At 53.9% G+C, this 25,220-nt stretch carries 25 protein-coding genes; 20 read left to right on the top strand and 5 right to left on the bottom strand.

Going from position 1 to position 25,220, the window contains the following annotated elements; genetic code table 11:
• The first annotated feature begins 11 nt into the window (after positions 1 to 11).
• The 12 genes from AAC086_RS00905 to AAC086_RS00850 all read left to right on the top strand — a co-directional run bounded on the left by AAC086_RS00905 (position 12) and on the right by AAC086_RS00850 (position 10,453).
• On the top strand, positions 12 to 509 hold the full coding sequence (locus AAC086_RS00905) for a hypothetical protein (protein WP_339774215.1): 498 nt from the start codon (positions 12 to 14) through the stop codon (positions 507 to 509).
• A 128-nt stretch (positions 510 to 637) separates the two neighbouring features.
• A complete protein-coding gene (locus AAC086_RS00900; protein ID WP_339774213.1) occupies positions 638 to 877 on the top strand; it encodes a hypothetical protein in 240 nt (79 codons plus the stop codon).
• Positions 858 to 3,518: a tape measure protein gene (locus AAC086_RS00895; protein ID WP_339774211.1), complete on the top strand. Its 2,661-nt coding sequence runs from the start codon at positions 858 to 860 to the stop codon at positions 3,516 to 3,518. The genes AAC086_RS00900 and AAC086_RS00895 overlap by 20 nt, the downstream gene beginning before the upstream one ends.
• Positions 3,515 to 4,138, top strand: coding sequence for a hypothetical protein (locus AAC086_RS00890; protein WP_339774209.1), 624 nt, complete (start codon positions 3,515 to 3,517; stop codon positions 4,136 to 4,138). The genes AAC086_RS00895 and AAC086_RS00890 overlap by 4 nt, the downstream gene beginning before the upstream one ends.
• Complete coding sequence (locus AAC086_RS00885; protein WP_339774207.1) at positions 4,135 to 4,701, top strand: hypothetical protein; 567 nt, start codon at positions 4,135 to 4,137, stop codon at positions 4,699 to 4,701. Before AAC086_RS00890 ends, AAC086_RS00885 begins: the two co-directional genes overlap by 4 nt.
• A gap of 5 nt (positions 4,702 to 4,706) precedes the next feature.
• Positions 4,707 to 5,141, top strand: a complete 435-nt coding sequence (locus AAC086_RS00880) for a hypothetical protein (protein WP_339774205.1) — start codon at positions 4,707 to 4,709, stop codon at positions 5,139 to 5,141.
• 3 nt (positions 5,142 to 5,144) lie between these two features.
• The gene (locus AAC086_RS00875) at positions 5,145 to 7,760 is read left to right on the top strand and encodes a hypothetical protein (protein ID WP_339774203.1); all 2,616 of its coding nucleotides are present in this window, start codon (positions 5,145 to 5,147) and stop codon (positions 7,758 to 7,760) included.
• A 10-nt stretch (positions 7,761 to 7,770) separates the two neighbouring features.
• The gene (locus AAC086_RS00870) at positions 7,771 to 8,088 is read left to right on the top strand and encodes a hypothetical protein (protein ID WP_339774201.1); all 318 of its coding nucleotides are present in this window, start codon (positions 7,771 to 7,773) and stop codon (positions 8,086 to 8,088) included.
• Positions 8,089 to 8,898 carry a hypothetical protein gene (locus AAC086_RS00865; RefSeq protein WP_339774199.1) on the top strand — a complete coding sequence of 270 codons (810 nt, stop codon included), beginning with the start codon at positions 8,089 to 8,091 and terminating at the stop codon, positions 8,896 to 8,898.
• 33 nt (positions 8,899 to 8,931) lie between these two features.
• The gene (locus AAC086_RS00860) at positions 8,932 to 9,270 is read left to right on the top strand and encodes a phage holin family protein (RefSeq protein WP_339774197.1); all 339 of its coding nucleotides are present in this window, start codon (positions 8,932 to 8,934) and stop codon (positions 9,268 to 9,270) included.
• A 218-nt stretch (positions 9,271 to 9,488) separates the two neighbouring features.
• Positions 9,489 to 10,064: a transglycosylase SLT domain-containing protein gene (locus AAC086_RS00855; RefSeq protein WP_339774195.1), complete on the top strand. Its 576-nt coding sequence runs from the start codon at positions 9,489 to 9,491 to the stop codon at positions 10,062 to 10,064.
• A gap of 2 nt (positions 10,065 to 10,066) precedes the next feature.
• Entirely contained in the window at positions 10,067 to 10,453 is a 387-nt protein-coding gene (locus AAC086_RS00850; RefSeq protein ID WP_339774193.1) for a hypothetical protein, read from the top strand.
• A 175-nt stretch (positions 10,454 to 10,628) separates the two neighbouring features.
• Here the strand turns inward: AAC086_RS00850 and AAC086_RS00845 are convergent, their stop codons facing one another.
• Positions 10,629 to 10,991: a hypothetical protein gene (locus AAC086_RS00845; protein WP_339774191.1), complete on the bottom strand. Its 363-nt coding sequence runs from the start codon at positions 10,989 to 10,991 to the stop codon at positions 10,629 to 10,631.
• A 497-nt stretch (positions 10,992 to 11,488) separates the two neighbouring features.
• On the opposite strand from AAC086_RS00845, the gene AAC086_RS00840 reads away from it, so the two are divergent.
• The gene (locus AAC086_RS00840; protein WP_339774190.1) at positions 11,489 to 11,998 is read left to right on the top strand and encodes a VOC family protein; all 510 of its coding nucleotides are present in this window, start codon (positions 11,489 to 11,491) and stop codon (positions 11,996 to 11,998) included.
• 165 nt (positions 11,999 to 12,163) lie between these two features.
• Here the strand turns inward: AAC086_RS00840 and AAC086_RS00835 are convergent, their stop codons facing one another.
• On the bottom strand, positions 12,164 to 12,406 hold the full coding sequence (locus tag AAC086_RS00835) for an Lrp/AsnC ligand binding domain-containing protein (RefSeq protein WP_085586171.1): 243 nt from the start codon (positions 12,404 to 12,406) through the stop codon (positions 12,164 to 12,166).
• 121 nt (positions 12,407 to 12,527) lie between these two features.
• Positions 12,528 to 13,415 (bottom strand): MurR/RpiR family transcriptional regulator, encoded by an 888-nt coding sequence (locus AAC086_RS00830; protein WP_339774188.1) that lies wholly within the window; start codon positions 13,413 to 13,415, stop codon positions 12,528 to 12,530.
• A gap of 572 nt (positions 13,416 to 13,987) precedes the next feature.
• Here AAC086_RS00830 and AAC086_RS00825 point away from each other — a divergent pair.
• From AAC086_RS00825 to AAC086_RS00795, 7 genes are all read left to right on the top strand, one after another.
• On the top strand, positions 13,988 to 14,497 hold the full coding sequence (locus AAC086_RS00825) for a TRAP transporter small permease subunit (RefSeq protein ID WP_339774186.1): 510 nt from the start codon (positions 13,988 to 13,990) through the stop codon (positions 14,495 to 14,497).
• Complete coding sequence (locus AAC086_RS00820; RefSeq protein WP_339774185.1) at positions 14,494 to 15,819, top strand: TRAP transporter large permease subunit; 1,326 nt, start codon at positions 14,494 to 14,496, stop codon at positions 15,817 to 15,819. Before AAC086_RS00825 ends, AAC086_RS00820 begins: the two co-directional genes overlap by 4 nt.
• Before the next feature lie 173 nt (positions 15,820 to 15,992).
• Complete coding sequence (locus AAC086_RS00815) at positions 15,993 to 17,045, top strand: TRAP transporter substrate-binding protein (RefSeq protein ID WP_339774184.1); 1,053 nt, start codon at positions 15,993 to 15,995, stop codon at positions 17,043 to 17,045.
• A gap of 268 nt (positions 17,046 to 17,313) precedes the next feature.
• Positions 17,314 to 18,684: a glutamine synthetase gene (locus AAC086_RS00810; protein WP_339774183.1), complete on the top strand. Its 1,371-nt coding sequence runs from the start codon at positions 17,314 to 17,316 to the stop codon at positions 18,682 to 18,684.
• A 106-nt stretch (positions 18,685 to 18,790) separates the two neighbouring features.
• The gene (locus AAC086_RS00805; protein WP_339774182.1) at positions 18,791 to 20,182 is read left to right on the top strand and encodes an aldehyde dehydrogenase family protein; all 1,392 of its coding nucleotides are present in this window, start codon (positions 18,791 to 18,793) and stop codon (positions 20,180 to 20,182) included.
• Positions 20,183 to 20,215: 33 nt separating this feature from the next.
• On the top strand, positions 20,216 to 21,385 hold the full coding sequence (locus tag AAC086_RS00800; protein ID WP_339774180.1) for an iron-containing alcohol dehydrogenase: 1,170 nt from the start codon (positions 20,216 to 20,218) through the stop codon (positions 21,383 to 21,385).
• 38 nt (positions 21,386 to 21,423) lie between these two features.
• Positions 21,424 to 22,281 (top strand): type 1 glutamine amidotransferase, encoded by an 858-nt coding sequence (locus tag AAC086_RS00795; RefSeq protein ID WP_339774178.1) that lies wholly within the window; start codon positions 21,424 to 21,426, stop codon positions 22,279 to 22,281.
• A 14-nt stretch (positions 22,282 to 22,295) separates the two neighbouring features.
• Here AAC086_RS00795 and AAC086_RS00790 read toward each other — a convergent pair whose 3' ends face one another.
• Positions 22,296 to 23,243 (bottom strand): PfkB family carbohydrate kinase, encoded by a 948-nt coding sequence (locus AAC086_RS00790; RefSeq protein WP_339774177.1) that lies wholly within the window; start codon positions 23,241 to 23,243, stop codon positions 22,296 to 22,298.
• A 235-nt stretch (positions 23,244 to 23,478) separates the two neighbouring features.
• Positions 23,479 to 25,074 carry a bifunctional metallophosphatase/5'-nucleotidase gene (locus tag AAC086_RS00785; RefSeq protein WP_339774174.1) on the bottom strand — a complete coding sequence of 532 codons (1,596 nt, stop codon included), beginning with the start codon at positions 25,072 to 25,074 and terminating at the stop codon, positions 23,479 to 23,481.
• Positions 25,075 to 25,220: the final 146 nt, after the last annotated feature.

Genomic DNA, 25,220 nt, shown 5'->3' with positions numbered 1-25,220 from the left:
ACTGTACCCATATGGGGACGGTTGAAAATATTGGCGGCTCCGGTTTTGACCGGGCCGCCTTTTGTTATGGGGGAATGGTGATGATCAAACTTAGTTTGCCGCGTGAACAATACTGGATTGACCTGCACCCGATGGTGCGCGTCAAGGTGCGGCCTTGCACCACACCGCTGGTGGAGGCTGCGCGATCCATGGCTGCCCGTGTGATGGGCGACATTATTAATGGCAGCGATGATTTGCTGATGGTGGAGCATGACGTTGCCGATTTGCAAAAAAAGCTGCTTGACCCTGACTGGTGCACCGGGGTGCGCCAGTTTGTATATGTGCAGTGCCTGGCGAAAGCCGCAATCCTTGAATGGGATGGCGACGGTGTAAAAACCGATGCCGGTGAGATTGGGAAAATCACCACTGAAAACCTGCGCGATGTGTTGCTGCATAGCGACATTAAAGACGTGTTTATGCGCGAATTTACCAAGCCCCTGATGCAGGTTGTTGCCGAGGGAAACGTTTAAGGGGCCGTGCCAAATGGCATTTTGGTGGCGGCCCCGAATATTGCGCGGGGTGCCGGGAAAGCGGTGCGCCCTGTGCGAGTGGCGGGGTTGGCAAGACTGCCGATGGTGAAACCTGCCGGTGCCCTTATGTGGAAAATGAGCCGCAAAGCGAAGACGGGTTTGCTGCCTGGGATATTATTTGTGCCGGGTATACACAATTGCGCACCGGGGGCATGGGCGGGGTGATTGGCCTTGATATGCCCGCCCTGATCGAACTGGCACGACTGCGCGGCTATGACGTGGAAATTCTTTCGCGTTTATTGCCCGATGCCGAACAGGGGTTTCTGGCGGCGATTGCGGAAAGGGTGAATGACGATGTCGGCGAGTGATACAGTTTCGATCCGGCTGTCGCTGCGCGATGGCGACACGGTACGCCGCGCCCTTTTGGGTCTGGGCGAAGATGGGCAGGCTGCCCTTGAACGGATCGAGGGTGCTGCTGATTCTGGCAGTACCGCCTTATCGGGTCTGGGCGTTTCGGCAAGCAACGTGATTGAAATTCTTGGTGCGCTGGGTGTTGGTTTTAGTGTTGCCCAGATCGCCAGTGGCATTGCCGAGGTTAATACGCAGTTTCAGGATATGCAGACCGCCCTAAAGGTTGCGACGGGTTCGGTCGCCGCAGCGGATGCGGCCTTTGCCGATTTGCGGGTTTTTGCCAAAGAAACCCCGTTTCAGCTTTCGGAAGTCACGACAGCGTTTGTTCGTTTGAAAAATCTTGGTCTTGATCCGTCTGTCGATGCCTTGACTGCCTATGGTGACCTTTCGAGTTCGTTTGATGGCAAGTCGATCATGGATTTTATCGAAGCCGTTGCCGATGCCACCACCGGCGAATTTGAACGGCTTAAGGAATTTGGCATTAAGGCCAGTTCGCAGGGTGATCAGGTTGCCCTTACCTTTCGCGGGATCACGACAGAAATCGGCAAAAACGCCGACGAAATTGAAACATATTTACAGAATTTGGCGCGCGCCAATTTTGGTGGTGCGATGGCCGAGAAGATGAAAAATCTTTCGGGTCTTTTTTCGAACCTGAAAGATTCGATCGATAATTTGTATGTCACCATTGGGCAAGGTGGGGCGATTGACGTCATGGCCGGGGCGTTGGGCCTTGCCACCGATGCGGTAAACGGATTGACCGAAAACCTTTCAACGCTGGCCGATGTGATTGCCCTGGTGGGGGCTGTTGCCGCCGGTCGGTTGTTGGGGCCGATGGTCGCCAGCATGGGAGCGGCGGCCCTTGCCGCGCGGTTGGCTGCGCTGGAAAACATCCGTTATCAGGTGACGCTTGCACAGATGGCCGGTGCGAGCCGGGCTGCAGCGATTGGGGTGACGGCTTTTGGAGCTGCAACCCGTTTGGCGACTGGTGCATTAGCCCTGTTGGGTGGTCCTGTTGGCGCCGCGATTGCTGTTTTGACCGGGGCGATATATGTCCTTTCGACAACGCAAACAGAAGCTGAAAAGGCAGCTGACGACCATAAGGACGCGATTGAGCGCCTGAACGGGGTTTTGCAAAGCGGAAATAAAATATCGTCGAAGGCAGCAGAGAATGCGCGGACGGAAGCCAGGGAACGGTTGGCGGCCGCGATTGCGACGGGTGAACAGGCGAAGGCTGAATTAAAGCTGGTGCAAGCGCGCAATACGCGGTCTGGCAACGGTATTTTAGGCGGGCCTGTTGGGTCGCAGGCCCGTGAAATCATGCTGGAAAGCCAGATCGAAATAGCCGACAAGCAGGTGGAGGATTTAAAGCAAACGCTGGCAAAGCTGAATGATGAAAAAAGCTTTGTGACACCTGGTAGCAGCGACGGTGGTGGCGGGTCAGGTGGCGACACAGACCAGGCTGATAAAATTGCCAAGGTGATTGAAAAGCTGAAATTTCAGCAAGACCAGCTTACCCGTACATCCCGCGAACAGGCGATTTTTAATGCCTTGCAGGAAGCCGGAATTAAGGCAAATGATGCGCAAGCGGGAAAAATAAGTGACCTTGCCGGTGCCTATTACGATGCGCAACAGGCCCTTGCCGAATTGAATGACAAGGCAAAGGCTGAGGACGAGGCGCGTGGCAAAATTGATGCCAGCATTGCAGCGCTTGCGCAGGAAACACGGTTATTGCAGGTGCAAGGGATAGAGCGCAAAAAGCTGCGTGCCATTTTGGAAGCCGAGGCCATCGCGCGCGAAGGGGGTATTGCGCTGTCGGAAAAGCAGCGTGACCAGATCAGCAAACAGGTTGAGGACCTGGAACAGCTGCGCAAGGCGGAAGAAGCAACAGCCGAGGCGGCGCGCGATGCAAGGCAGTTTTCGCGGGATTTTGGCAGTGTGATCAGCCGGTCATTTGAGGATGCTGTGATTAGCGGGAAAAAATTCAGCGATATTTTGAAAGCCCTTGATCAGGATATTGCGCGGATTATTTTGCGTATGGCTGTGACCAAGCCGTTAGAAAATGCCGTGTCGGGGTTTAACTGGGGCGGGCTGTTTTCTTCTATCGGTTCGGGCCTGTTTGGTGGATCAAGCGGTGTTTCATCGTCTGCGTCAAACGGGCTGTCCGGATCGGCCGATTTTGGCACCAGCTATACCGCCGGGATTTACCATGACGGTGGCAATATTGGCCGGGGCGGTCGCAGTCGCACGGTTGGCGCTGCGGCGTTTGACGGCGTACCGCGCCTGCATGAGGGCGGCAATGTTGGGCTTGCCCATAACGAACGGGCGATTATTGCGCTGGATGATGAACGGGTTTTAACCAAGGTGCAGCAACAAAACACGGCAACCAGTTTGAAATCGTTGGCACAAATGGCGACGGGCGGAAGTGCAAGCAATCAGAGCGCGGGTGAGAAATTTACGTATGCGCCCATGTTTCAGGTTGATGCGCGAAACTCGACATTATCGGCAAGCGAGATCAAGGCGATTATTGATCAGTCGGTTAAACAGTCGGTTGGCACGGTTCGGGATTTGCAAAAGCGAAGGGGGGATTCGCGCATATGATCACTTATCCTTTGACGCTTCCTGCCCGCCCCGGTGTGCAGTCGATCCGCTGGAAAAACCAAACTGCTGTTGCGCGCACGCGAAGCCCGTTTACTTTTCAAAGTCAGGTGCAAGTGTTTCAAGGGCAGGCTTGGGCGGCGGATATCACGCTGCCCAAGCTGCGCAATCGCGCGCACGCGGCAGAATGGGCGGCGTTTTTTTTGTCGTTGAATGGGTCAGAAGGTAATTTTCTGATGGGGCCGAAAGATTATTTCGGGCCGCGTGGGGTTGCCACCGGATCACCCGTTGTGGACGGGGCCGGGCAGCTTGGTGCGGCTTTGGAAACATCGGGTTGGACGGCGGGCGTGACAGGCATTTTGAAGGCCGGCGATTATATCGGCCTTGGGTCGGAAGCCTCATCGCGGATGTATCGGGTGCTGGTAGATGCGGATAGTGACGAAGATGGTAAGGCAATGCTTTTGCTATGGCCGCGTTTGACGGCTTCGCCCGCCACCCTTGCACCCATTGAAATAGAAACACCGCAATCGGTTTTTTATGTTTCGGGCAATATTCCTGAAATGGAAAGTGTTCGGACCGGGGTGGAAAATATAACTTTTAGTGCGGTCGAGGTTTTGGCATGACGCGAGATATTAATGCGGACCTGGCGGGGCAGTTTACGGCATCCAGTCTTAGCCCGCTGGTATTGTGTCGAATTGGTACGGCGCAAGGTGATGTGCGGATGTGGTCGGGTATCGGTAGCCTTGCTTATGCCGGGGAAGAATGGCTGGGGGGCGGGGATTTTCTTGGCGTGTCAGAGATTACCGAAACCGCCGATGTGCAGGCCAACGGTGTGACGTTTTCCCTGTCGGGGGTTTCGCCGGAACTGGTTGACATGGCTTTGCGTCAAATCCGCCAAGGGCTGCCAGCGCAAATTCTGATCGCGGCGATGGGTGATGACGGGGCTTTGGTGGGTGATCCTTTACAGGTGTTTTCCGGCAAAACCGATGTGCCGGTTATTACCGATGATGCCGCAAGTTGCGTCATTGGTTTGACGGCGGAAAATGCGCTGGTGGATTTGGAACGCGCGCGGACGCGGCGCTATACCGATCAGGACCAGAAAGCAGAGTACCCCGGCGATTCAGGGTTTGAATTTGTCACGCGCTTGCAGGAAATGGAAATTTCGTGGGGGCAAGGGCTGGGGTAATTTTGATGGATAACAAGGCTGCGCAGCGATTGCCGCATTGGGAAATGTTGTTGGAGGGTTGGCACAAGGTCGCGGGAACGCGGCCTTTTTTGTGGGGGCAATCTGACTGTTGTTTAACCGCCTGTGACGCGGTTTTGGCGATCACCGGCATTGACCCCGCCGATGGGTTGCGCGGGCTGTGCCATGACCGGGCCGGTGCCATTCGTGTGATGCGTGATTATGCCGGGGGTGGGGTGGAAAAAACTGTCGCCACGGCTTTTGCTGCCTGCGGGTTTGGCGATGTGCCGCCCCTGTTTGCGCGCCGGGGTGATTGCGGGCTGGTGAACAGTGATGATGGCCCGGCGCTGGCCGTGTGCATGGGAAAAGCGTGGGCGGTGCAGGGCAAGGCGGGCCTTGTGTATGTGCCGTTGAAAGATGGGCTGCGTGCCTGGAGGGTTTGAAACATGCCACAGGTAGCAATTGCGGTTGCAGCGGCGGCGGCGGCATCGGCAGCGCAGGCGGCGGCTGCGGCGTTCGTCGCGGGCTGGGTCGCGGCGATTGCCGGTGCCGTCGTCGGTGCTGTAATTTCCTATGCCGGGGCGATGATCTTTGCCAAGAAACCCAAGGCGAGCGCGGGGGATTTATCCAGCCTTGGCAGTTCGACGCGGATGGTGCGACAGCCGATTACATCGCGCAGGATTATCTATGGGGAAACGATTGTTTCCGGGCCGATTACCTATTTGGCGGTAACCGATAACAAACGGTATTTGCATATTCTAATCACGCTGGCGGGCCATCCGGTTGAAGAAATCGGGGATATTTATTTCGGCGATACGGTGGTTTTGTCCGGTGGCGGGGCGGGCGAAGCACAAGGCAAATATCAGGGGTATGCAACGTTCTGGAAGGGAGACGGAACGGATGCCGGCGATGCCGCTTTGCTTGCGGCGATGCGGTCTTATCATTCCGAATGGACAGCGACACACCGGCAAGCAGGATGTGCCAAGCTGTATGCGCGGTTGCGTTGGGACAATAACAAATATGCAGGCGGGATTCCCCAGATCAAATGCATTGTCAAAGGCAAGAACGATATTTTGGACCCGCGCACGGGCGAGCGGGGCTATAGCAATAATTGGGGTTTGTGCGTTGCCGACTATATCGCGATCCCGCTTGGTATTGATGCCGACTGGGACGATGTTGATACCGACGATCTGATCGCGTCGGCCAATATCAGCGATGAAGATATTCCCCTTGCTGATGGCGGCACGGAAAAACGCTATGTCGTCAATGGCGTGATCGATACCGACAATCCGGTTGGTGATAACCTGAAAGAACTGATCAATCCCGGTGCGGGGCTTGTGGTGAATGCCGGGGGCAAGTGGAAGATACTGGCCGGGGCCTATCGGTCGCCAACCCTTACGATTGATGAAAGCTGGTTAACCGGGGCGATATCGGTGCAGGCCAGACAGTCCAAACGCGACACGTTTAACGTGGTGCGCGGGGTTTATGCCAGTGCCAAAACTTTGTGGCAGCCGACCGATTTGCCGGTGCTTAAATCGCAAGTGTTCATTGAAGAAGATGGTGGGCAGGAAATTGCCGTAGATCGGGAATTTCTGTTTACCGATAGTGTGTCCGCCGGGCAGCGATTGCAGAAAATAGCCCTGTTGAAAAACCGCCAGCAAGTGCAGGTAGACCTGAAATGCAACCTGTTTGCCTTTCAGGTGACTGTGGGCGACGTGGTCAAATTTAACCGCGCCTCGTGGGGGTGGGTTGAAAAACCGTTTGAAGTGATTCGCTGGAATTTGGCGGTGCGTGATGATGGGGATGTGCCTTATTTCGGGGTGGACCTGACCTTGCGCGAAACCAGCCCGCAAACCTATGACTGGGATGTTGATGAGGAAGTGATTGTTGCGGCCAATGCGGCCAGCACCTTGCCCGGTATGGGCGATGTGGAGCCGCCCAACGGGCTTGATGTCAGCGAGGTTTTATATTCCACCCGTGACGGATCAGGGGTGAAGGCCAAGGCGGTGTTAACTGCCGGGGCGTCACCCGATGCGATGGTAACATCTTACCAGTTTTCCTATCGGGAACTGGGGGTTCTGGACTGGACGGATTTACCGATCAGCATTTCGCCGGTGGTGGAGGTGTTTGACTTTGCGCCTGGTGTTTATGACTTTCGCGTTTATGCCGTCAACCGGGTTGGGGCGGATAGCGAAAGCGCCCAAATTCGCAAGGAGATTTACGGGCTGGCCGGGGTGCCATCGGCCCCGACGGGGTTAACGATTTCAACCACCGGGGGCTATGCCCTGCTGCGTTGGGATCGATCAACGGACCTTGACGTGTTGCAAGGGGGTAAATGCCGGTTCCGGTGGAGCCCCGCCGTTACCGACCCTGTAATTTCGCAAAGTAGCAGTATTGGAGATGTGCTTTCGGGTAGTGACACAATGGCGGTTTTGCCGCTTAAGCCCGGTTGCTATTTGCTGCAATTCATTGATAGCAGCGGCACGGTTTCGGATGCCACATGGGTGGCGACGGACGGGGCAACCGTGTTGCCCTTTGCCAATATTTCGGAACTTTCAGAAGGCCCGTTTTGGGCCGGGGAATTTGACGGGTCCGGGGTGGAGGATGGCGGGTTGCGGTTGTCTGGCGCGGGCGTGATTGATGATGTTCCTGATTTTGACGATATCGCCAATTTCGATGCGATGGGCGGTATTCTTTCCAACGGGTCTTATCGCCATGCCAGCGGGTTTGATTTTGGCGATATGGTACGCCGCCGGTTGACTGCGATTGTTGATCTGTCGGTGGTGTCGGTGATTGATGCCGTTGATCAGCGGTCTGGTATGGTCGATAGCTGGACAAGCTGGGACAGCGAAGTTTCGGCAGAAGGTGATGCCGTGGTCTGGTATCGCACCACGCCAGATAACCCGGCGGATGGTGGCGCGGAATGGTCCGCCTGGCAACGGCTGGACAGTGCCGAGGTTTATTGCCGGGGGTGCCAGTTTGAAACGCGCCTGACGGTATCAGATCAATCCTACAATGTTGATGTTGAACAGGTGCGGGTCCGCGCCGATGCGTTGATGTGAGGTTTTTCAAATGAGTGAGACTGAAAATACTGCCACCGTCACGGTGGCGGTACTGGATGACAACGATGTTTTTCTGGGGGTTGAAGCCATACCGGAAAGTGAGGCCGATGGCCGGGTGATTGTGTCCGCCGATATTGATTTGAAGGTGGGGGCCTATAAATGGCAAGCCGGGGAAGCGCGGTTTATGCCGATTGAAGGGCAAATCCCCAGCGCGGAAAAGGCGCTGTATGATCTGGCAAAAGCCCTGATTGACGGGGGCATTGTGCCAGTTGTGCCAGCGTCTTTGACGAACTGGATGACGACAACTGCAAAAAAACGGGGGTGGTAAATGGCACAGCATGACATGCAAATCGCCAACAATACCGGTATTGCGGTACGTGGCGATATTAATGCGGCGTTGGCGGCGCTGGTTACCAATAATTCCGGTGATACAGCCCCGTCGCCAACATACCCGTTTATGTGGTGGGCAGATTCAAATACCGGGCATTTGAAACAGCGCAATGCAGCGAATACGGCGTGGATTGATCATGGGGATTTGTCCAGCGCCTTGTTACGTCGAAATGATATTAGCGGCGATGTCGAATTGTCCACGCAAATCATGAACATCGCGGGTGTTCCGGTCGGTGGACTCCAGTTTGTAAGCCTGGAGTTAACGGGGTCAAGCCAGCCGCAATCGGCGAATTTTATCCGGCTTTGCGCCGATTTGACCGGAGCCGGAGAATATAATGAGGGTAAATTGACGGGGCAAAACGTGGTTGACGCAGGTGCCTATGACCCTGCTGTTGGTGATGCGTCGGGAGTTACTGCCACTGCAATTATTAGCGTTTCAGGGAGCCCCCTGAATGGTCGGACAGTCCATTTGATTGAGACGGAAAAGAGGTTTGTCCGTCCTGGCGATCCCGGTGAAGTGCTGGATGATGCCATTCGGAATGTGTATGGGGATGGCGCGTGGAAGAGCGATGCAGGGTATCCCCCAACCGGCGCATTCAAAATATCTGCGGGTTCAAAGGCTGTCCTTAACAATCAAGCGGCATCGACTGTCCCTTACTGGCAGTTAGACGCATCTCTTATCGTGCCCACTGCGGGTGAAAACCGGCCGAGATCGCGTGGCGTTGCGGTTTATATGCGGGTTTTTTAGTTAAAGTGCGGTGCTTTTTTGAGGGTGGATGGAATGAATCAATTGCCGCCTGATGTCGGGCAAGACTGGATTTCCGCCGTGCGCGGTTGGGGTGGGGCACTGGGTATTGCGATGGTGGCGCGGTTATTGTGGCACCAGCGGCTTGTACGGTTGGGGCAGCGCCGGTTTTGGTCGTGGGAACTTTTGTGGGAGGTGCCAACGGCCGCGTTTAGCGCCATCGTCGGGGCTGGCATCGCGGCATATTTGACACTGGACGGCGATCAGTCTCTTGCCGTGATCGGCATTTGCGGATGGCTGGGGCCGCGTGGGGCCGAGGCGTTGGTGGACCGGATATTGCAAACCTATGTAGCAAGGCAAGCGCCGAAAGAATAACGCCTGTTTGGCTATTGGCCGGGTGTTTTGGTTGTCGTCAGTCTTTTGGGCTGGCGTTTTTTTTATGTCTGTTTATGGAGCGATTATAATGTTGGCTGTTATCGGCTCGGGGTTTCTATCCCGTTTGTTGGTCGCTTCGGCGGCCTTTTTTTGTGCCTGGGCGGTGCTGCGATTGCTGGACTGGGCAACTGGTTTCAATTTCAAACGGTGGGTGAGTGATGAAAAAAACGATCATGCTGTTGGGATTTATCTTGGTTGCCGCATTCTGGCCGTCTGTTTCCTATTCGCAATCGCCATTACCTTCGCGGTATGACCTGAAATTTCGCCAAGCTGCCGGGTGGTACATGCCGGGGGTGGATTGGCGCATTTTAAAAGCGCAGTGCTGGCAGGAAAGCCGTCTTGTGCCAGATGCTGTTTCGCCGGTCGGGGCGATGGGGCTGTGTCAGTTTATGTCCGGCACCTGGGCGGGGGTTATTGGTCCTGCCAAATTGCCGCCAGATGCATCGGCTTTTGTGCCGCGTCTCTCTATTGAGGCGGCAGCTTTTTATATGGGCAAGCTGCGGGCGGAGTGGTCAAGCCCGCGCCCGGAATGGGATCGGCATAGTCTGGCGCTTGCCAGTTACAATGCCGGGTTGGGGCATTTGCTTACCGCCCAACGCAAATGCAATGGGGCGGTGCTTTATGATCGCATTGTTGCCTGTTTGCCAGATGTGACGGGGCGGCATAGCAGGGAAACAATCAACTATGTCACCAGCATCTGGGGCTGGTTCGACAAAATGAAAAAGGGCTGGTGACGATGGGGTTTATCACGGCAGCGCGGTTTGTGATGGCGAACGGGCGTTGGTTTCTGATCGGCGGCGGGGTTCTCCTTGTCGCTGGTTTTTTATGGTCCTATCAGGTCCGGCTTGCTAATGCCCGTGCCGATGCAGCACAGGCGCGTTATCAGGTTTTGGTCGACGCCAATGCCGCGAACCTGAAAACCATTGAACGTATGCAGGCGGATCGTGCGGCGGCAGATGCGGCGATATTACGCGAACAGCGGCGGCGCAAGCAGGCGGAAACCAAGTTTTCAGAACTGTTAAAGGGGGTAAATGATGCACCGGTTGATGGCTGCGTGGGGCCTGCTGTGCGCGGGGTTTTTGACCGCTTGCGCAGCGACACCGCAAGTGGTGACGCGGACTGAATTTGTAAAGCCGAATATCCCTGCGGCCTTGCTGACCTGTGATGTACGTCCTGCTGTTCCTGATACCCCTGTAACTGATCAAAAGGTGGGGCGTTATATCGTCGGGCTGTTATCGGCACACGACGATTGCAAGGGCAAACTGGCTGCGGTTCGGGAATTGGTCAATAAGGACTGATCATTTTTGAAACTCGCCCATTTCTGGCAGGGCTGGGCGGGTGCATCCCTTTTTGCAAGCACCTTTGAGGCAGTCATAAATTGATTTATGGCTGATCGGGCAGAAAAACGGGGCTTTCTCACGGTTGTAGTAATGAGAACTGGTACGCGGGGTTGCACCCCGGTCGTTACATTGCGAACAGCGCAGGTTTTTAAGATACGGCCCCATTTTGAAGGTGGGGCCGTGCTTGATCAACAGCGGCCCAAAATATAGCTTGGCTGAATATCCGCAATGAATGCAGCTGATGTTGCAGTGGTCGTCATTCATCGCAAACCCGTGCAGGTCTGTAATATCGTCCCATTTGTAATTGAGGTTATCGGCCATTGGTCTGCCTCAAATGTTCCTGTTTTGTTCTTTCCTAAAGCAGGGCGAGATTGCCGTCAATCTGTTTTCAGTCTGGTACACGGTTTGGTACACATTTTGGTACACGTTGAGTGGTTCGATTTAGATTAATATATTGAAATAAAACAAATAATTTTTCGGCAAGTTATGCCCCCTAATCCCTCCTTGCCCGCCAGTGATAAAGGCTCCCTTAACGGGGGTCTTTTTCGTTTTAATACCTGAAATCAACGTCTTATACGTGGCCTATCTATTTTGGTCGACCGGTGTCGCCGGGTTGAAATACGGTTTGTCCTCGATTTTGGTACACAATTCGGGACACGCTGCCGGTTTGATTTTGCATAAATAATTGAAATATCGTATATTTTTTTCAGTAAGCCGGGGGCTTAATCCCTCCTTGTCGGCCATTTGCCGCCGATTGCAGTATTTATTCTTGAATGCTGGAATGTTTGCCACAGCGAACTCTCACGGTGGAGTGTTGCATGTTGCAGAAGTTTGCCTGTTATTATTCACATCGCCGCTTAAGAAAAACTTCACAAGCCCATTTTGCGGGGAGAACCAACATGGAAATCACCCAACTGTATCGTGGTCGGCTCATTGACCACATCCAGCTCGTAGTGCGCGATCTAGAGGCTAGCCAGGACTTCTATACGGCGGCGTTGGCCGTGTTGGAGATTCCCATCGTCGGCACGACCGACGGATATTTCTGGGCTGATGAACTCGTCGTGTCTTCGGCAGAAAGCCCGGCGGCACGAGGTGCACTGACAGGACGCCATCACCTGGCCTTTCAAGCCAAGGACCGGGCGACAGTGGATACTTTCTATCGCGTAGCGCTGGCCCATGGCGGGCGAGATAATGGGGCACCAGGAGAGCGGACCTATCACCCCGGATATTATGCCGCTTTTGTGCTCGACCCCGATGGAAACAATATCGAAGCTGTGTACCATGGCGAGGCACGACGCAATGCGCCTTCCGTGGTGATTGAATTTTAAGGTTCTAAATGTTTGGTCCCGGCATTTTATTGAGTGGCGCACGGCTGGCGGCTGGAGAGATTCGTTGCGATCTGCATCATTCGGGAATGAATCAGCAAATAAAAAGGCAGCATCGAAATGCTGCCTTGGAACAAGACCTTGTCGTGTAACGCCGTTTGGCTGAGTTTAACTAAACGCGTTAAAGGTGATGATGGTCTGGGTGTCTTTGATATTGGGTAGGGCGTGAATCTTTTCGTTCACATAGCGGCCAATATCCTGTCCGTCTTCGATATAGACTTTGACCAGCAATTCAAACGGGCCGGAAATCGAATAAACTTCGGAAACACCTTCGACCTCTTCCACCAGTGCGGCGGCAACGTCATAGGCTTTGCCAAGTTCGCATTTCACGAAAATGAAGAAGGGATGCATGGGGGTGTCTCCGCAATGGATTAAACAAGGGGCCAAGCTAGCTTGGCTGGCGTGTTGTTTCAATAATTTGTGCGTCACCGCCCTTAAATAGCTGGTGAGGGCCGTGTGCCTTTGTGGTTCATTATCCGCCAGGCGGGCGACGGCGTAGTCTTTCCAGATGTTCGATCCGGTCACGGACATGGTCGGGGTCGGCGCGGCCAACTCCTTCAAGCAGGGTTTCAAGCAGGGCCATGCTTGCCGCTGCACTGTCCCAGGTGGTTGCGGTTTCGATTCTGACCGGGAAAACATGCCGGGCGAACCGGGCAATCGGGCTGAGCCACTGATCGGTAAATAAAATAACCTTGGCACCCTGGTTCGATGCTGTTTCGGCAAAGGTGATCACATCGTGCTGATAACGGCGCACATCAAAAACCAGCAGGACATCGCGTTTGCCAATATCTAGCAAATCCTCGGTCCATTTGGTGTTTTGCCCTGAAACCCGGCGCACATTGCCGCGCATGGACCGCAAATGTTCGTAGGCATAAACCGCCAGGGCCGATGAAAACCGCCCGCCCAGCACATAAACTGCCCGTTTTCTGTCCGCCAGCAGGTTTACAGCCCCCTCCAGTTCGGTTGGGGCGATGTTTGAAAGCGATGAGCGGATGTTAGATGTGATCGCATCGGTCATGTGATGGAGCAATTCACCCATCGGATGGCCGCTGGCCGCGACAGCCGCGCGGGGCAGGGCGCTGCGCGTGAGCGGAGATTGCAACCGGGCTTCCAGCTCGCCGCGCAACCGCGATTGCATTTCAGGATAGCTTTCGAACCCAAGTTTGCCTGCAAACCGCAAAACCGTCGGTGCCGACACCCCGCAACGTTCGGCAAAGGTGGCAACGGTTTCAAGGCCCGCCATGGGGTAATGGCTTAGCAATGCCTGTGCAAGTTTACGTTCAGACGCGGTTAGGGCATCTGCCTTTTGCGTAATCAGTTCGGCAACACTGGGGCGGGTGGTTTTTTCCGTGGCATCCAAATCGTTGGTTCCCGTGTGATGGGGCTGGAAATTGGAAATTTTGGCGAAGGTTTCTTCCGGTGGGACGCCTCCTATAGTCGATCTTGCAGAATTTGTCACATCACCTTGGATGGAATTGTAATGAATTTTACATCAACTAACAATCTTGTCATTTAAAACCACTTCATGTAACGTCCATTACATAGAGGCAAACATGCCCTATGCCATCAAAGGTGGCGCGAATTAAAAATGGCTGCCTGAATTGGCAGTTGATCGCCTGGGAGGCGGCATAAACGTAACGTCCATTGTTTCGGCAATGCAGGGGTTGACGTCATATGGGATTTTGCCAGCAAGCAGATGCTTTTTTTCTGCATCATTCTTATCGGTCCACATCAAGGTATGCTGCCTTGGTGACGGGTGCTTTATGGCTTTTTTCATCGTCAAATAACCTGGTCTGCAACGCAAGGTAGTTTTTGCGGTGTTGCGGGTACGACACCGCGTTTGGTCTGCCTGGATATAAAATCAGATGTGCCGGTTTTAACAGAACTGGCCCGCGCATAGAGACCAAGACATCGGGGGATGGGATAATAAAGATGCCTGAAGTGATTAAAGTCTATGTCCGGTGGGTGGACCGGATAAACCGCATTATCGGGCGGTTTGCCATGTATCTGATTTTTGCGATGCTGGCGGTTCTTTTATATTCGTCATTTACCAAGGTTTTTCTGTTTCCAGCCCTTTGGACGCTGGAAACGGCACAGTTTTTAATGGTCGCCTATTTTCTTTTGGGCGGTGGCTATTCCATGCAGCTAGATAGCCATGTGCGCATGGATCTGTTTTACGGATCGTGGAAGCCAAAGACCCAGGCCATTGTGGATTGCTTCACCATTTTGCTGCTGGTTTTTTATCTGGCCTTTCTGCTTTATGGCGGCATTTCCTCTACCTCTTATGCGCTGCAATATAACGAAACCAGTTATTCCAGTTGGTCGCCGCCGATGGCACCGATCAAGATGATCATGACGTTTGGCGTGTTTTTGATGCTGCTTCAGGCAATTGCGACATTCTTTCGGGATCTTGCCCGTATTCGCGGGGAGGTTTTGGAATGAGTTATGAAATGATTGCCTTGTTGATGTTTGCATCAATGATGCTGCTGTTATTGACTGGCAAGCGCGTTTTTGGCGCGATTGGTGTTGTTGCCGTGGTTTTTTCGCTTGCACTTTGGGGCGATGGCGGGTCTGAAATGGCCTTTAGTGCGGCAATGAAACTGATGAAGTGGTATCCGCTTCTGACCCTGCCGCTGTTTATTTATATGGGCTATATGCTGTCTGAATCGGGCATTGCCGATGATTTGTACCGCATGTTCCATGTCTGGATGGGGCCGGTGCGCGGCGGCCTGGCAATTGGCACAATCGTTTTGATGGTGGCAATTTCGGCAATGAACGGGTTAAGCGTTGCCGGTATGGCCATCGGGGCCAGTATCGCCATGCCCGAACTGTTGCGGCGCGGCTATGATAAAATCATGGTCACAGGGGTTATTCAGGCGGGCAGTTCGCTGGGTATTCTGGTGCCGCCCAGCGTGGTTCTGGTGCTTTATGGCATGATTGCGCGCCAGCCCGTTGGGCAGCTTTGGCTGGCGGGTGTTTTTCCCGGCCTGATGATGGCTGGGTTGTTTGTTCTTTATATTGTCGTGCGGTGCTGGCTGAAACCGGAAATGGGACCGGCGCTTAGCGTTGAAGAACGGGCGGCGGTTAGCTGGTCGGACAAGATCAGCCTGTTAAAAGCCGGTTTGATCCCGCTTTTCATTTTCTTTTGCATGACCGGTCTGTTTTTGATGGGCTATACCTCGCTGGTTGAAAGCTCGGCTGTGGGGGCGTTGGCGGCAACGCTTGCTGCCATATTCAAGCGGCGCCTGACATCGCATGTGATGGAAGAAACCCTGCGCAAAACCCTGTCCATTACCTGCATGTTTATGTGGATCATTCTTGCGGCCCTGTGTTTTGGGGCGGTGTTTGACGGGCTTGGGGCAGTGCGCGCGATCGAGAATTTATTTGTCGATAAAATGGGCTGGGGCCCCTGGCAAATTCTGATCCTGATGCAGGTGTCGTTTATCGTGATGGGCATGTTCCTCGATGATACCGCGATGCTGGTGATTGTGGCGCCGCTCTATGTGCCGCTGGTCGGGCATCTTGGTTTTGATCTGGTGTGGTACGGCGTGCTTTATACCATAACCTGCCAGATTGCTTATATGACGCCGCCCTTTGGCTACAACCTGTTTTTGATGCGGGCCATGGCCCCGCCCGAAGTCACCCTTAAAGACATTTATCAATCCATTACGCCGTTTGTGCTGATCATGGTTTTGGCCCTGGTCCTTGTGATGGCGTTTCCGCAGATCGCCTTGTGGTTGCCCGGTGTCCAATATGGTCACTGATTGCCATCTGGCGCGCTATTGACCTGCGTTTCGTTGCAACCGGAACGCAGGTCCAACAAACAGAAACCATCCGGGGGACCGATACTTGAGAAACGGAGAGGGAGGGTTTCGCCGGTCTGGCGAGACAAAATTGCGGGAAAATCCCGCCTGTTTAGTGATCAGGGAGATAAAAAATGACTTCAAGACGCGAATTTTTCAAAAAAGCAGGGCTGGCGACCGCCGCAGCCGGGACAACAGCATTTGCCGCCCCTTATGTCAAAGCGGCAAACGCCAAAATTACCTGGCGTTTGCAAACCTATGCCGGCCCGGCGCTGGCGGAACATGTGATTAAACCGTCGATTGACCGGTTTAACAAAATCGCCAATGGCGAAATGGAAATCGAACTTTACCATGCCGACCAACTGGTGCCGACGGGCGAGCTTTTCCGTGCCATGCAGCGTGGCACCATTGATGCCGTGCAGTCCGATGATGACTCGATTGCAGCACCGGTTGATGTGTCGGTTTTTGGCGGTTATTTCCCGTTTGCATCGCGCTATAGCCTGGATGTTCCGACCCTGTTTTACGAATATGGTCTCGATAAAATCTGGGAAGAGGCCTATAGCGAAGTTGAAGGTGTGAAATGGCTGTCGGCCGGGTCGTGGGACCCCTGCAACTTTGCCACGGTGGCACCGATCACAAGCCTTGCCGACCTTAAAGGCAAACGTATCTTTACTTTCCCGACAGCGGGTAAATTTTTGTCACGCTTTGGTGTGGTTCCGGTCACCTTGCCATGGGAAGATGTGGAAGTTGCGGTTCAAACCGGCGAGCTTGACGGGATTGCCTGGTCTGGCATCACCGAGGATTACACGGTGGGTTGGGCCGATGTGACCAACTATTTCCTGACCAACAATATCTCCGGGGCATGGTGCGGGTCGTATTTCGCCAATGAAGAACGCTGGAACGAATTGCCCGACCATCTGAAAGAGCTTTTCCGGGCCTGTATGGACAGTTCCCATTATCATCGTTTGTATTGGTACTGGGCCGGGGAAGCCAAATTGCGCACCCAGGGGACAAAAATGAAGCTGACTTCGATCCCCGATGCCGAATGGAAACAGGTCGAAGCCGAGGCGCATAAATTCTGGGATGAAATTGCCAAAACCAGCCCGCGGTGCGCCAAGGTTGTCGAAATTCTCAAGCAATATGCCGACACGATGGAAAAGGCCGGCGCACCTTATCGCTACAGCTAATTCTGGTTCTGGTTATTGACCAGGGTAAGGGCTGTGCAGGCAGGCATTCAACGGTAATGCCTGCCTGCCACCGCCTTGATCGTGCGATCTGCGACGGTGCAATTTTGATTAATTGTAATAAATTGTACAAAAAAAGCGAAATTTCAAAAAAATGCTGGAATATTGTAAGATTTATTACAATAATGCCGGTGTAATCACCGCTCAAAGAGACGGGAAACCATAAAACAAAAAAGATCGATCCCTAAAACGATCAAACAGGAGGCCGCCCATGGAGGCAAAACAGGTTAAAACCGCCGAAGATGCCCGGCAATTGATTGAAGAACGCCAGATCAAATATGTGAAGGTTGGCGTTTTTGACGTCGATGGCATTATGCGCGGAAAATATATGCACAAGGACAAGTTCCTGTCGTCGCTGAACGGTGGTTTTAGCTTTTGCGACGTGGTGCTGGGCTGGGATTCCAATGATCAACTTTATGACAGCGCCAAATTTACCGGCTGGCATACGGCGTATCCCGATGCGTCTGTGCACTTGTTGCCCGAAACCTGCCGCGAATTGCCGATGGAAGAAGACACTATTCTGTTTTTAGGCGAGTTCGAGGGCGAGGCGGAAAATGTATGCCCGCGTGCGGTGTTGCGCCGGGTGTTGGACAAGGCGGCGGATATGGGCTACCGCGCTACGGCGGCGTGCGAGTTCGAGTTTTTCCTGTTTGAAGAAACCCCGCACAGCGTGCGCGAGAAAAATTATCGCGATCTTAAAAATATCACGCCCGGTTTTTATGGCTATTCGATGCTGCGAAGCTCGGTCCATGCCGAGTTTTACCGTGATCTGCTTGACCTGGGCGAGGCAATGGACTTCCCGATTGAAGGGCTGCATACCGAAACCGGGCCGGGCGTTTTAGAAGCCGCCCTTATCCATGATGAGGCGTTGCGCGCTGCCGACAAAGCCGCGTTGTTTAAAACCTTTACCAAAGTGCTGGCACAGCGATCCGACTGGATGGCGACCTTTATGGCGAAATGGTCGCCAGACTGGCCGGGGCAGTCGGGGCATATGCATGCATCCCTGTTTGGCATAGAGGATGGTAAATCTGTTTTCTTTAATGATGCCAACCCCTATAATATGTCCGATGAAATGCGCTGGTTTGTTGGCGGGCAACAAAAACTGATGCCCGAATTGCTGTCGATGGTGGCCTGTACGGTTAATAGCTATTCCCGGCTTATTCCCGGCTTTTGGGCGCCGACCAATGCGACTTGGGGTGTTGAAAACCGGACCACCGCCTTGCGGGTGATACCGGGAAGCAGCAAATCGCAACGGGTGGAATACCGCATCGCGGCGGCTGATATTAATCCTTATATCGCGTTGGCGGCCTGTATCGGGTCGGGTTTATGGGGCATCGAAAACAAGGTTGAACCCTCCGTAGCCGTAGCGGGCAATGCTTATGAACAGCAATTTCCCGCCGAACTTACGATCCCGGCAACCCTGTATGAAGCGGCAGGGCGATTGCGCCAGTCCCAGGCGGCCAATGATCTGTTTGGGGCGAAATTTGTGGAACATTATGCGCAGTCGCGCGAATGGGAAGAACGCGAATTTCGCAAGGCCATTACCGACTGGGAAATGCAGCGGTATTTCGAAATCATCTGATTTTTGAAATATAGAGATTATTTTTAATAGGTTGAATTGATTTGGTAAGGTTTAACATCACGATCAATCACCCACGACCATCCCCCTTATCATCCTGTGAGGCAGAATGTCAGAGACTTTAAGAACCATCTCGCCCGTTGATGGATCTGTTTATGTCGAACGGCCATTGGCGGACGCAGCGGCAATTAACGCTGCACTGGATCACGCCTGCGAAGCCCAAAAAACATGGCGCAATGTGCCGGTGGCAGAACGCCAGGCCATTTTGCGCAAAGCGGTTGCTGCCTTTGTCGGCAAAAAAGATGACATCGCCGCTGAAATCAGTTGGCAGATGGGGCGCCCCATTTCGCAGGCTGGCGGTGAAGTCGCCGGGTTTGAAGAACGTGCCACCTATATGATCGACATCGCCCCCGAAGCCCTTGGCGATTATAACCCGGGCGAAAAGGCGGGGTTTAACCGGTTTATTCGCCGCGAAGCGTTGGGGGTTGTCGCCATAATTGCCCCTTGGAATTTCCCGTATCTGACTGCGGTAAACGGGGTTATTCCGGCATTGATGGCGGGCAATAGTGTGGTGCTGAAACATTCGCATCAAACCCCGCTATGTGCGGAACGTTTTGCCGAGGCCTTTGCGAAAGCAGGCTTGCCCGAAGGTGTTTTCCAATATTTGCATTTAAGCCATGCCGACGCGGAAAAATTGATGGGCGACCGGCGGGTTGATTTTGTTAATTTTACCGGATCGGTCCCCGGTGGTCATGCGGTGCAACGTGCCGTTGCTGGTAAATTCATTGCAACCGGGTTGGAGCTTGGTGGCAAGGACCCGGCTTATATCCGTGCGGATGTTAATCTGGCTCATGCTGTCGAAAACGTTATTGATGGGGCGTTTTTTAATACGGGGCAATCGTGCTGCGGGATCGAACGCATTTATGTGCATGAAAGCCATTTTGATGCCTTTGTCGACAAAGCAGCCGATTTGGTATCGCACTATCGGTTGGGCAGCCCGATAGACCGCAATACGAATTTGGGGCCGATGGTGCGGGCCGGTTCTGCCGATTTTGTGCGCGGGCAAATTGCCGATGCCATTGCCGCCGGGGCAAAGGCATTGATTGATCCTGCCAAATTTGCCGCTAATGCGGAAGGCACGCCGTATTTGGCCCCGCAGGTTTTAATCAATGTTGATCATTCGATGCGCGTGATGAGCGAGGAAAGCTTTGGCCCGGTTGTTGGCATTATGAAAGTTGCTTCGGACGAAGAGGCGATCAAACTGATGAATGACAGCGAATTTGGCCTGACGGCATCGATCTGGACAGCGGACGAAGAAGCGGCCTTGCGCATCGGCGATCAACTTGAAACCGGCACGGTCTTTATGAACCGCGCGGATTACCTGGACCCGGCACTGGCCTGGGTTGGGGTTAAAAACTCTGGCCGGGGCTGCACATTGTCCAGGATTGGCTATGAAAGCCTGACCCGACCGAAAAGTTTCCACCTGCGGACCAAAATTTAAGGATGGGCGGCAAGCGCGACAAAGGAAATGATCATGAGCAAATACCTTACCGGAAACTGGAATTACCCCACGTCCGTGCGTTTTGGGCCGGGCCGAATTGCCGAACTGGCCGATGCCTGCAAGGCATTGGGCATGACCAGGCCGCTGCTGATTACCGATGAAGGTCTGAAAGACTTGCCAATGGTGCGCAATGCCATTGCAGCAAACGTGGCCGCGGGTTTGCCGACCGGCCTTTTTGCCGGGGTAAAGGGCAACCCGGTTGGCAAAAATGTTGACGATGGGCTGGCGGTTTATCGGGCAGGCGGCCACGATGGTGTGATCGCATTTGGCGGTGGATCGGGGTTGGACGCGGCCAAGGCCGTGGCCCTGATGGCCGGGCAAACCCGACCGATGTGGGATTTTGAAGATGTCGGCGATAACTGGACCCGGGTAGATCCGGACGGCGTTGCGCCAATTGTTGCCGTTCCAACAACTTCGGGCACCGGTTCGGAAGTGGGGCGTGCCAGCGTGATTACCAACGAGGCCACCCACGAAAAGAAGATCATTTTTCATCCCAAAATGCTGCCCGGCATTGTCATTTCCGACCCGGAACTGACCGTTGGTTTGCCTGCACACATAACTGCGGCAACGGGTGTTGATGCCTTTGTGCATTGCTTTGAAGCCTTTTGTGCGCCGGGGTACCATCCGATGGCAGATGGCATTGCCCTGGAAGGCATGCGCCTGATCGCCGATGCCCTGCCATGTGCCTATGATGATGGCAGCGACATTGCTGCCAGGGCCGACATGCTGGCTGCGGCATCCATGGGGGCCACGGCCTTTCAAAAAGGATTGGGCGGTGTTCATGCCCTGGCCCATCCGATCGGGGCAATTTTTGATACCCACCATGGTCTGACCAACGCCATTTTAATACCCTATGTCATGCGGGCCAACCGCAAGGCGATTGGCGATAAAATGGTTGTCCTTGGCCGTGTTCTCAACATTGCAGGCCCCGGTTTTGAAAGCATGTTTGAGTGGGTTCTGGGCTTTCGCGCGCGGCTTGGCATTGCCAATACGCTAACCGACATCGGTGTTGATGTTGACCGTGCCGATGAAGTGGCAACAAAGGCCAAGGCAGACCCGTCAGACGGTGGCAATCCGATTGACTTGTCGGTGGCCGATTACGCCGCGATCTATCGGCGGGCCTGTGCCGGTGAACTTGGCTGATTGAGAAAACACCAGAAATTTCGGGATCGGGGGGCGCTATGGCCTTAAAAATACTGGTTGTCGATGGCAATCTGGCGGCGGTGAACCAACTGAATAAATCGCTGGGGGGATCGCCCTCGGGCGAGGGGTATGTTGCCGCCTTGCGATTCCTTGATCCCGAAATTCAGGCGACCATTGTTCATCCCGCCGACGATGGGCCCGATTGTTTGCCCACTGGCGTTACCCTGGCTGATTTTGACGGCATTGCCTGGACGGGTTCGGCCTTGAATGCCTATTCGGGCGAGGATGCGGTCACCCATCAGGTGTCGTTGGCACGCGCCAGTGTGGAATCGGGCGTGCCGGTGTTTGGCAGTTGCTGGGGGATGCAAATTGTTGCCCAGGCCTTGGGCGGCACAGTGCGGGCTTGTGAACAAGGCCGTGAAATTGGCATTGGCCGGGAAATATTGCTAAATGCGGCGGGCAGGGATCACCCGTTATTTGCGGGCCGAAACCCGTGTTATAGCGCCTTGACGGTGCATATGGACGAGGTTTCAGTGGTGCCAGATGGGGCGATTGTGCTGGCGGGCAATCGCCATTCTGCCATTCAGGCCTTTGTCCTGGAAACGTCGCAATATCGGTTTTGGGGGGTGCAATATCACCCGGAATATTCGCTGGCCGAACTGGCCGCGATTTTCCGCCGTTATGGGCAACGCCTGATGGATGCCGGATTGTTTGAAAACCAGCACGCGTTGGATACCATGGCGGCGGACTGGTTTACCCTGCATAAAAACCCGGACCGACACGATCTGGCATGGCGATACGGGGTCAGCGAGGATGTTTTAAAACCTTCCTCGCGTTTGATCGAACTGCGCAACTGGCTGGATCATCTTGTGCGGCCCTATGTCGCGCAGCGTTGAGGTTTTATAATAGATTATAAAACCTGTTTTACGGCCTGTTTTGCGCGCGCCTGGACAATCCTGGTGTCCAGGTCCCACACTGTGGTGCCGTGTGTTTCGGCGGTCAGGTTGGCCATTGCCAATCCTTGGGCGATGGCAGCATCAAAATCGTGGCGGTTGTTGGTAAAGGCCGCGGTAAAACCGGCAAAAAAGGCATCGCCTGCACCATTGGCATCGACAAGTCGGGTGGGTAATGGTGCCCAAAATGATGTTTCCCCTTTGTTCAATACCACAATACCTTGTGCGCCAAGGGTAATGATCACTTGGGGCGTGCCTTTTTCTGACAGAATTTTTGCGGCATCACGGGCATCCTCAATGGATACCACAGGTCGATCTGTCAAAATCTGGCTTTCAATACGGTTGGTGATCAATAAATCAACATCGCCAACAATATCTTTCCAGCGTTCGGCCTTTGACGGCGAAACCGTGGCCGCGCATAGCGGAATTGCACCTTTGTTGCGGCTAAGCCAAAACAGCGTTTCCTGGGGTAAATTGGCATCCGTCACCCAAAAATCCCATTTTTTAAGCTGGGACAGGCGGCTTAAAAAATGATCCGGTGTTAACTTGTCATAAGTTTCCGCATCCATCAGGCCCAGTGCCAAATCGCCTTCCATATCGAGTATGGCGGTGTAGCCCGGCGTATGCTGGCCGGGCAGGCGATCCAGAAGGCGGGTATCAATGCCAATTTCAGACAGCGACTGAACGATCTGTGCGCCATCGCCATCGCGGCCAACGGCCCCGGCCATGCCAACATTGCATCCCAAAAGTCGCAAATGAACGGCAATATTGCGCCCCACACCGCCCGGCTTGCGATGAAGCGTTTTAACCGGGTTGGACGCCGTAGCGACAAACGGGTTCAGGCATTGCATGGTTCTGTCAAAATGGGCTGCACCCAGACACAGGATATTGGCGGGCAAGGACATTGGGGCGACTTTGAAACAGGGTTATGAACAGCGGCATGGACCATGCCAAGGCGATGTTTGATTGTTTAAATGATTGATAGTCATCTGTTCGCAGGCTGGCAAGGAAAAGGCCAGGCGCGCATTAATATGCTGATTAATATGCCGATATAAAAACGGGGCGGCCACTGTGTGCCACCCCGTTATTCCCTTGCGATCAGGTCGGTATGAAACCGGCAGGTCAGGCTGACAGAAATTGTTATTTCAGGTTGATACGGCCATTTGTGGCAGGGGCCATTGGCGAATTTGCAGCGATATATTCCGCAACGGCCTGTTCCAGATTGGGGCCATAATCATAGGCGTCGACACCGTTATCGCGAAATAAGACATAGCCATCTCCCCCACGGCGCATAAAGTCGTTGGTGACGACACCATATAGTTTGTCGGGGTCAATCGGGGTGGCGCTGCCGTTTTCCACGACCATAACGTTAGATACGCGCGCGCCATCGGCGGCACCCAGGTCAAGGTCAAATTTCAAACCGGCAACCTGCGGAAACTGGCCTTTGCCATCGGCAACACCGGAAACCCCATGTTCCAGGGACGAAACAATGTCCTTACCGGAAAGTTTGAAGGTCGCCAGGGTGTTTTGAAACGGCAGAACCGTCATGACTTCGCCCATGTCAACCTGGCCTGCATCGATGCTGGCCCGAACGCCGCCGCCATTTTGAATGGCGATCTGGTAGCCATGACCGGCTTTGGTCAGCATGGCATCGGCAACAAGGTCACCCATGGCGCATTCTTTCGACCGGCAGCTTTCGCGCGAACCGTCTGCCGGGGCGCTGAAATCACCTACAATGGTGGTGCGGATGGCATCAACCGGGCCGCGTTTGGCTTCAATGGCAGCCAATATATCGGGGGCCTGTTTTATGCTGCTATCAAGCGCGATCGGCTCGCCTTGCCATTTAACCGGCTTGCCGTCATCGTCAAAGGTGACATTCAGATCACCAAGGTAACGGCTATAGGCATAGGCCTGAACAATCAGAACCGGGTCGCCATTTGGGGTGTGTTCAACAAGCGGGTAAGGGTAGCTGGCGTTTTTTGCCGTGTTAGAGAACAAAAGATGGTCATGTCCGCCAACAATGACATCAATGCCGTCAACACGTTTGGCAATTTCCAAATCCCGATAAGATCCGTCATGGCCAAGCACGATGATTTTATTGATGCCTTCCAGTTTTAATTTGGCAACTGCAATCCGCAGGGCTTCTTCGGATTTCATGAAGGTAAGATCGGGGCCGATCGAACTGATCTCGGGGGTTTCTTCGGTTGTCAGGCCGATGATACCAATTTTTTGGCCGCCGACCTCCAACACGGTATAGGCTTTGACCTTGTTATGCAGAGGCGAGCCGGGACCTGCCATCAGGTTTGACGACAAAACCGGTATTTTGCTGTTTTCAATAAACCGGACCAGGTTTTCCGGGCCATCGTCAAATTCGTGGTTGCCGATGGTCATTGCCTGATAGCCCGCAAGTGCCATCAGTTCGGCGGTTAACGTCCCTTTATAGGTGGTGTAAAACAGCGAGCCTTGAAACTGGTCACCCGCATCAAGCAGCACAACATTGCCACCTTGGGCGCGGGCATCGCGCGCGGCAGTTGCCAGGCGGGCATAGCCACCAAAACACTTGCCGTCTGCTTCGCCCTTTGCATCGCAGCTATTGTTGTATTTGGTGACCGATTCGACCCGGTCATGAACATCGTTTGTGTGTAAAATTCGCAGTTGATAATCAGCAAGAGCGGGTGCGCCCCCAAGGGTCAGCATCGAACAGGCTGCCAACAGACCCAACGTCATCCGTTTCATGGTATTGCTCCGGTCAAATCACGAAAAACAGTGTTTAAAGGTTCTGAAATATGAACCTTGACATGTTAATCAGGCGAATGGAGATGTCGATGGAAACTATGATGACGAGAGGGCCGTTTCGGTTTTTGGGGGGCAAAGGCGAACAG

It is taken from the genome of uncultured Thalassospira sp. (assembly GCF_963976115.1).
GTDB lineage: Bacteria > Pseudomonadota > Alphaproteobacteria > Rhodospirillales > Thalassospiraceae > Thalassospira.
The sequence above is the reverse complement of the archived record's forward strand: the minus strand, read 5'-3'. Positions and strand labels throughout refer to the sequence as shown.

What these genes read in the sequence shown, in the direction of transcription:
- AAC086_RS00905 (WP_339774215.1), top strand. Translation starts at nt 12, where the DNA reads ATGGGGACGGTTGAAAATATTGGCGGCTCCGGTTTTGACCGGGCCGCC.
- AAC086_RS00895 (WP_339774211.1), top strand. Translation starts at nt 858, where the DNA reads ATGACGATGTCGGCGAGTGATACAGTTTCGATCCGGCTGTCGCTGCGC.
- AAC086_RS00890 (WP_339774209.1), top strand. Translation starts at nt 3,515, where the DNA reads ATGATCACTTATCCTTTGACGCTTCCTGCCCGCCCCGGTGTGCAGTCG.
- AAC086_RS00885 (WP_339774207.1), top strand. Translation starts at nt 4,135, where the DNA reads ATGACGCGAGATATTAATGCGGACCTGGCGGGGCAGTTTACGGCATCC.
- AAC086_RS00880 (WP_339774205.1), top strand. Translation starts at nt 4,707, where the DNA reads ATGGATAACAAGGCTGCGCAGCGATTGCCGCATTGGGAAATGTTGTTG.
- AAC086_RS00875 (WP_339774203.1), top strand. Translation starts at nt 5,145, where the DNA reads ATGCCACAGGTAGCAATTGCGGTTGCAGCGGCGGCGGCGGCATCGGCA.
- AAC086_RS00870 (WP_339774201.1), top strand. Translation starts at nt 7,771, where the DNA reads ATGAGTGAGACTGAAAATACTGCCACCGTCACGGTGGCGGTACTGGAT.
- AAC086_RS00865 (WP_339774199.1), top strand. Translation starts at nt 8,089, where the DNA reads ATGGCACAGCATGACATGCAAATCGCCAACAATACCGGTATTGCGGTA.
- AAC086_RS00860 (WP_339774197.1), top strand. Translation starts at nt 8,932, where the DNA reads ATGAATCAATTGCCGCCTGATGTCGGGCAAGACTGGATTTCCGCCGTG.
- AAC086_RS00855 (WP_339774195.1), top strand. Translation starts at nt 9,489, where the DNA reads ATGAAAAAAACGATCATGCTGTTGGGATTTATCTTGGTTGCCGCATTC.
- AAC086_RS00850 (WP_339774193.1), top strand. Translation starts at nt 10,067, where the DNA reads ATGGGGTTTATCACGGCAGCGCGGTTTGTGATGGCGAACGGGCGTTGG.
- AAC086_RS00845 (WP_339774191.1), bottom strand. Translation starts at nt 10,991, where the DNA reads ATGGCCGATAACCTCAATTACAAATGGGACGATATTACAGACCTGCAC.
- AAC086_RS00840 (WP_339774190.1), top strand. Translation starts at nt 11,489, where the DNA reads ATGTTGCAGAAGTTTGCCTGTTATTATTCACATCGCCGCTTAAGAAAA.
- AAC086_RS00835 (WP_085586171.1), bottom strand. Translation starts at nt 12,406, where the DNA reads ATGCATCCCTTCTTCATTTTCGTGAAATGCGAACTTGGCAAAGCCTAT.
- AAC086_RS00825 (WP_339774186.1), top strand. Translation starts at nt 13,988, where the DNA reads ATGCCTGAAGTGATTAAAGTCTATGTCCGGTGGGTGGACCGGATAAAC.
- AAC086_RS00820 (WP_339774185.1), top strand. Translation starts at nt 14,494, where the DNA reads ATGAGTTATGAAATGATTGCCTTGTTGATGTTTGCATCAATGATGCTG.
- AAC086_RS00815 (WP_339774184.1), top strand. Translation starts at nt 15,993, where the DNA reads ATGACTTCAAGACGCGAATTTTTCAAAAAAGCAGGGCTGGCGACCGCC.
- AAC086_RS00810 (WP_339774183.1), top strand. Translation starts at nt 17,314, where the DNA reads ATGGAGGCAAAACAGGTTAAAACCGCCGAAGATGCCCGGCAATTGATT.
- AAC086_RS00805 (WP_339774182.1), top strand. Translation starts at nt 18,791, where the DNA reads ATGTCAGAGACTTTAAGAACCATCTCGCCCGTTGATGGATCTGTTTAT.
- AAC086_RS00800 (WP_339774180.1), top strand. Translation starts at nt 20,216, where the DNA reads ATGAGCAAATACCTTACCGGAAACTGGAATTACCCCACGTCCGTGCGT.
- AAC086_RS00795 (WP_339774178.1), top strand. Translation starts at nt 21,424, where the DNA reads ATGGCCTTAAAAATACTGGTTGTCGATGGCAATCTGGCGGCGGTGAAC.
- AAC086_RS00790 (WP_339774177.1), bottom strand. Translation starts at nt 23,243, where the DNA reads ATGTCCTTGCCCGCCAATATCCTGTGTCTGGGTGCAGCCCATTTTGAC.
- AAC086_RS00785 (WP_339774174.1), bottom strand. Translation starts at nt 25,074, where the DNA reads ATGAAACGGATGACGTTGGGTCTGTTGGCAGCCTGTTCGATGCTGACC.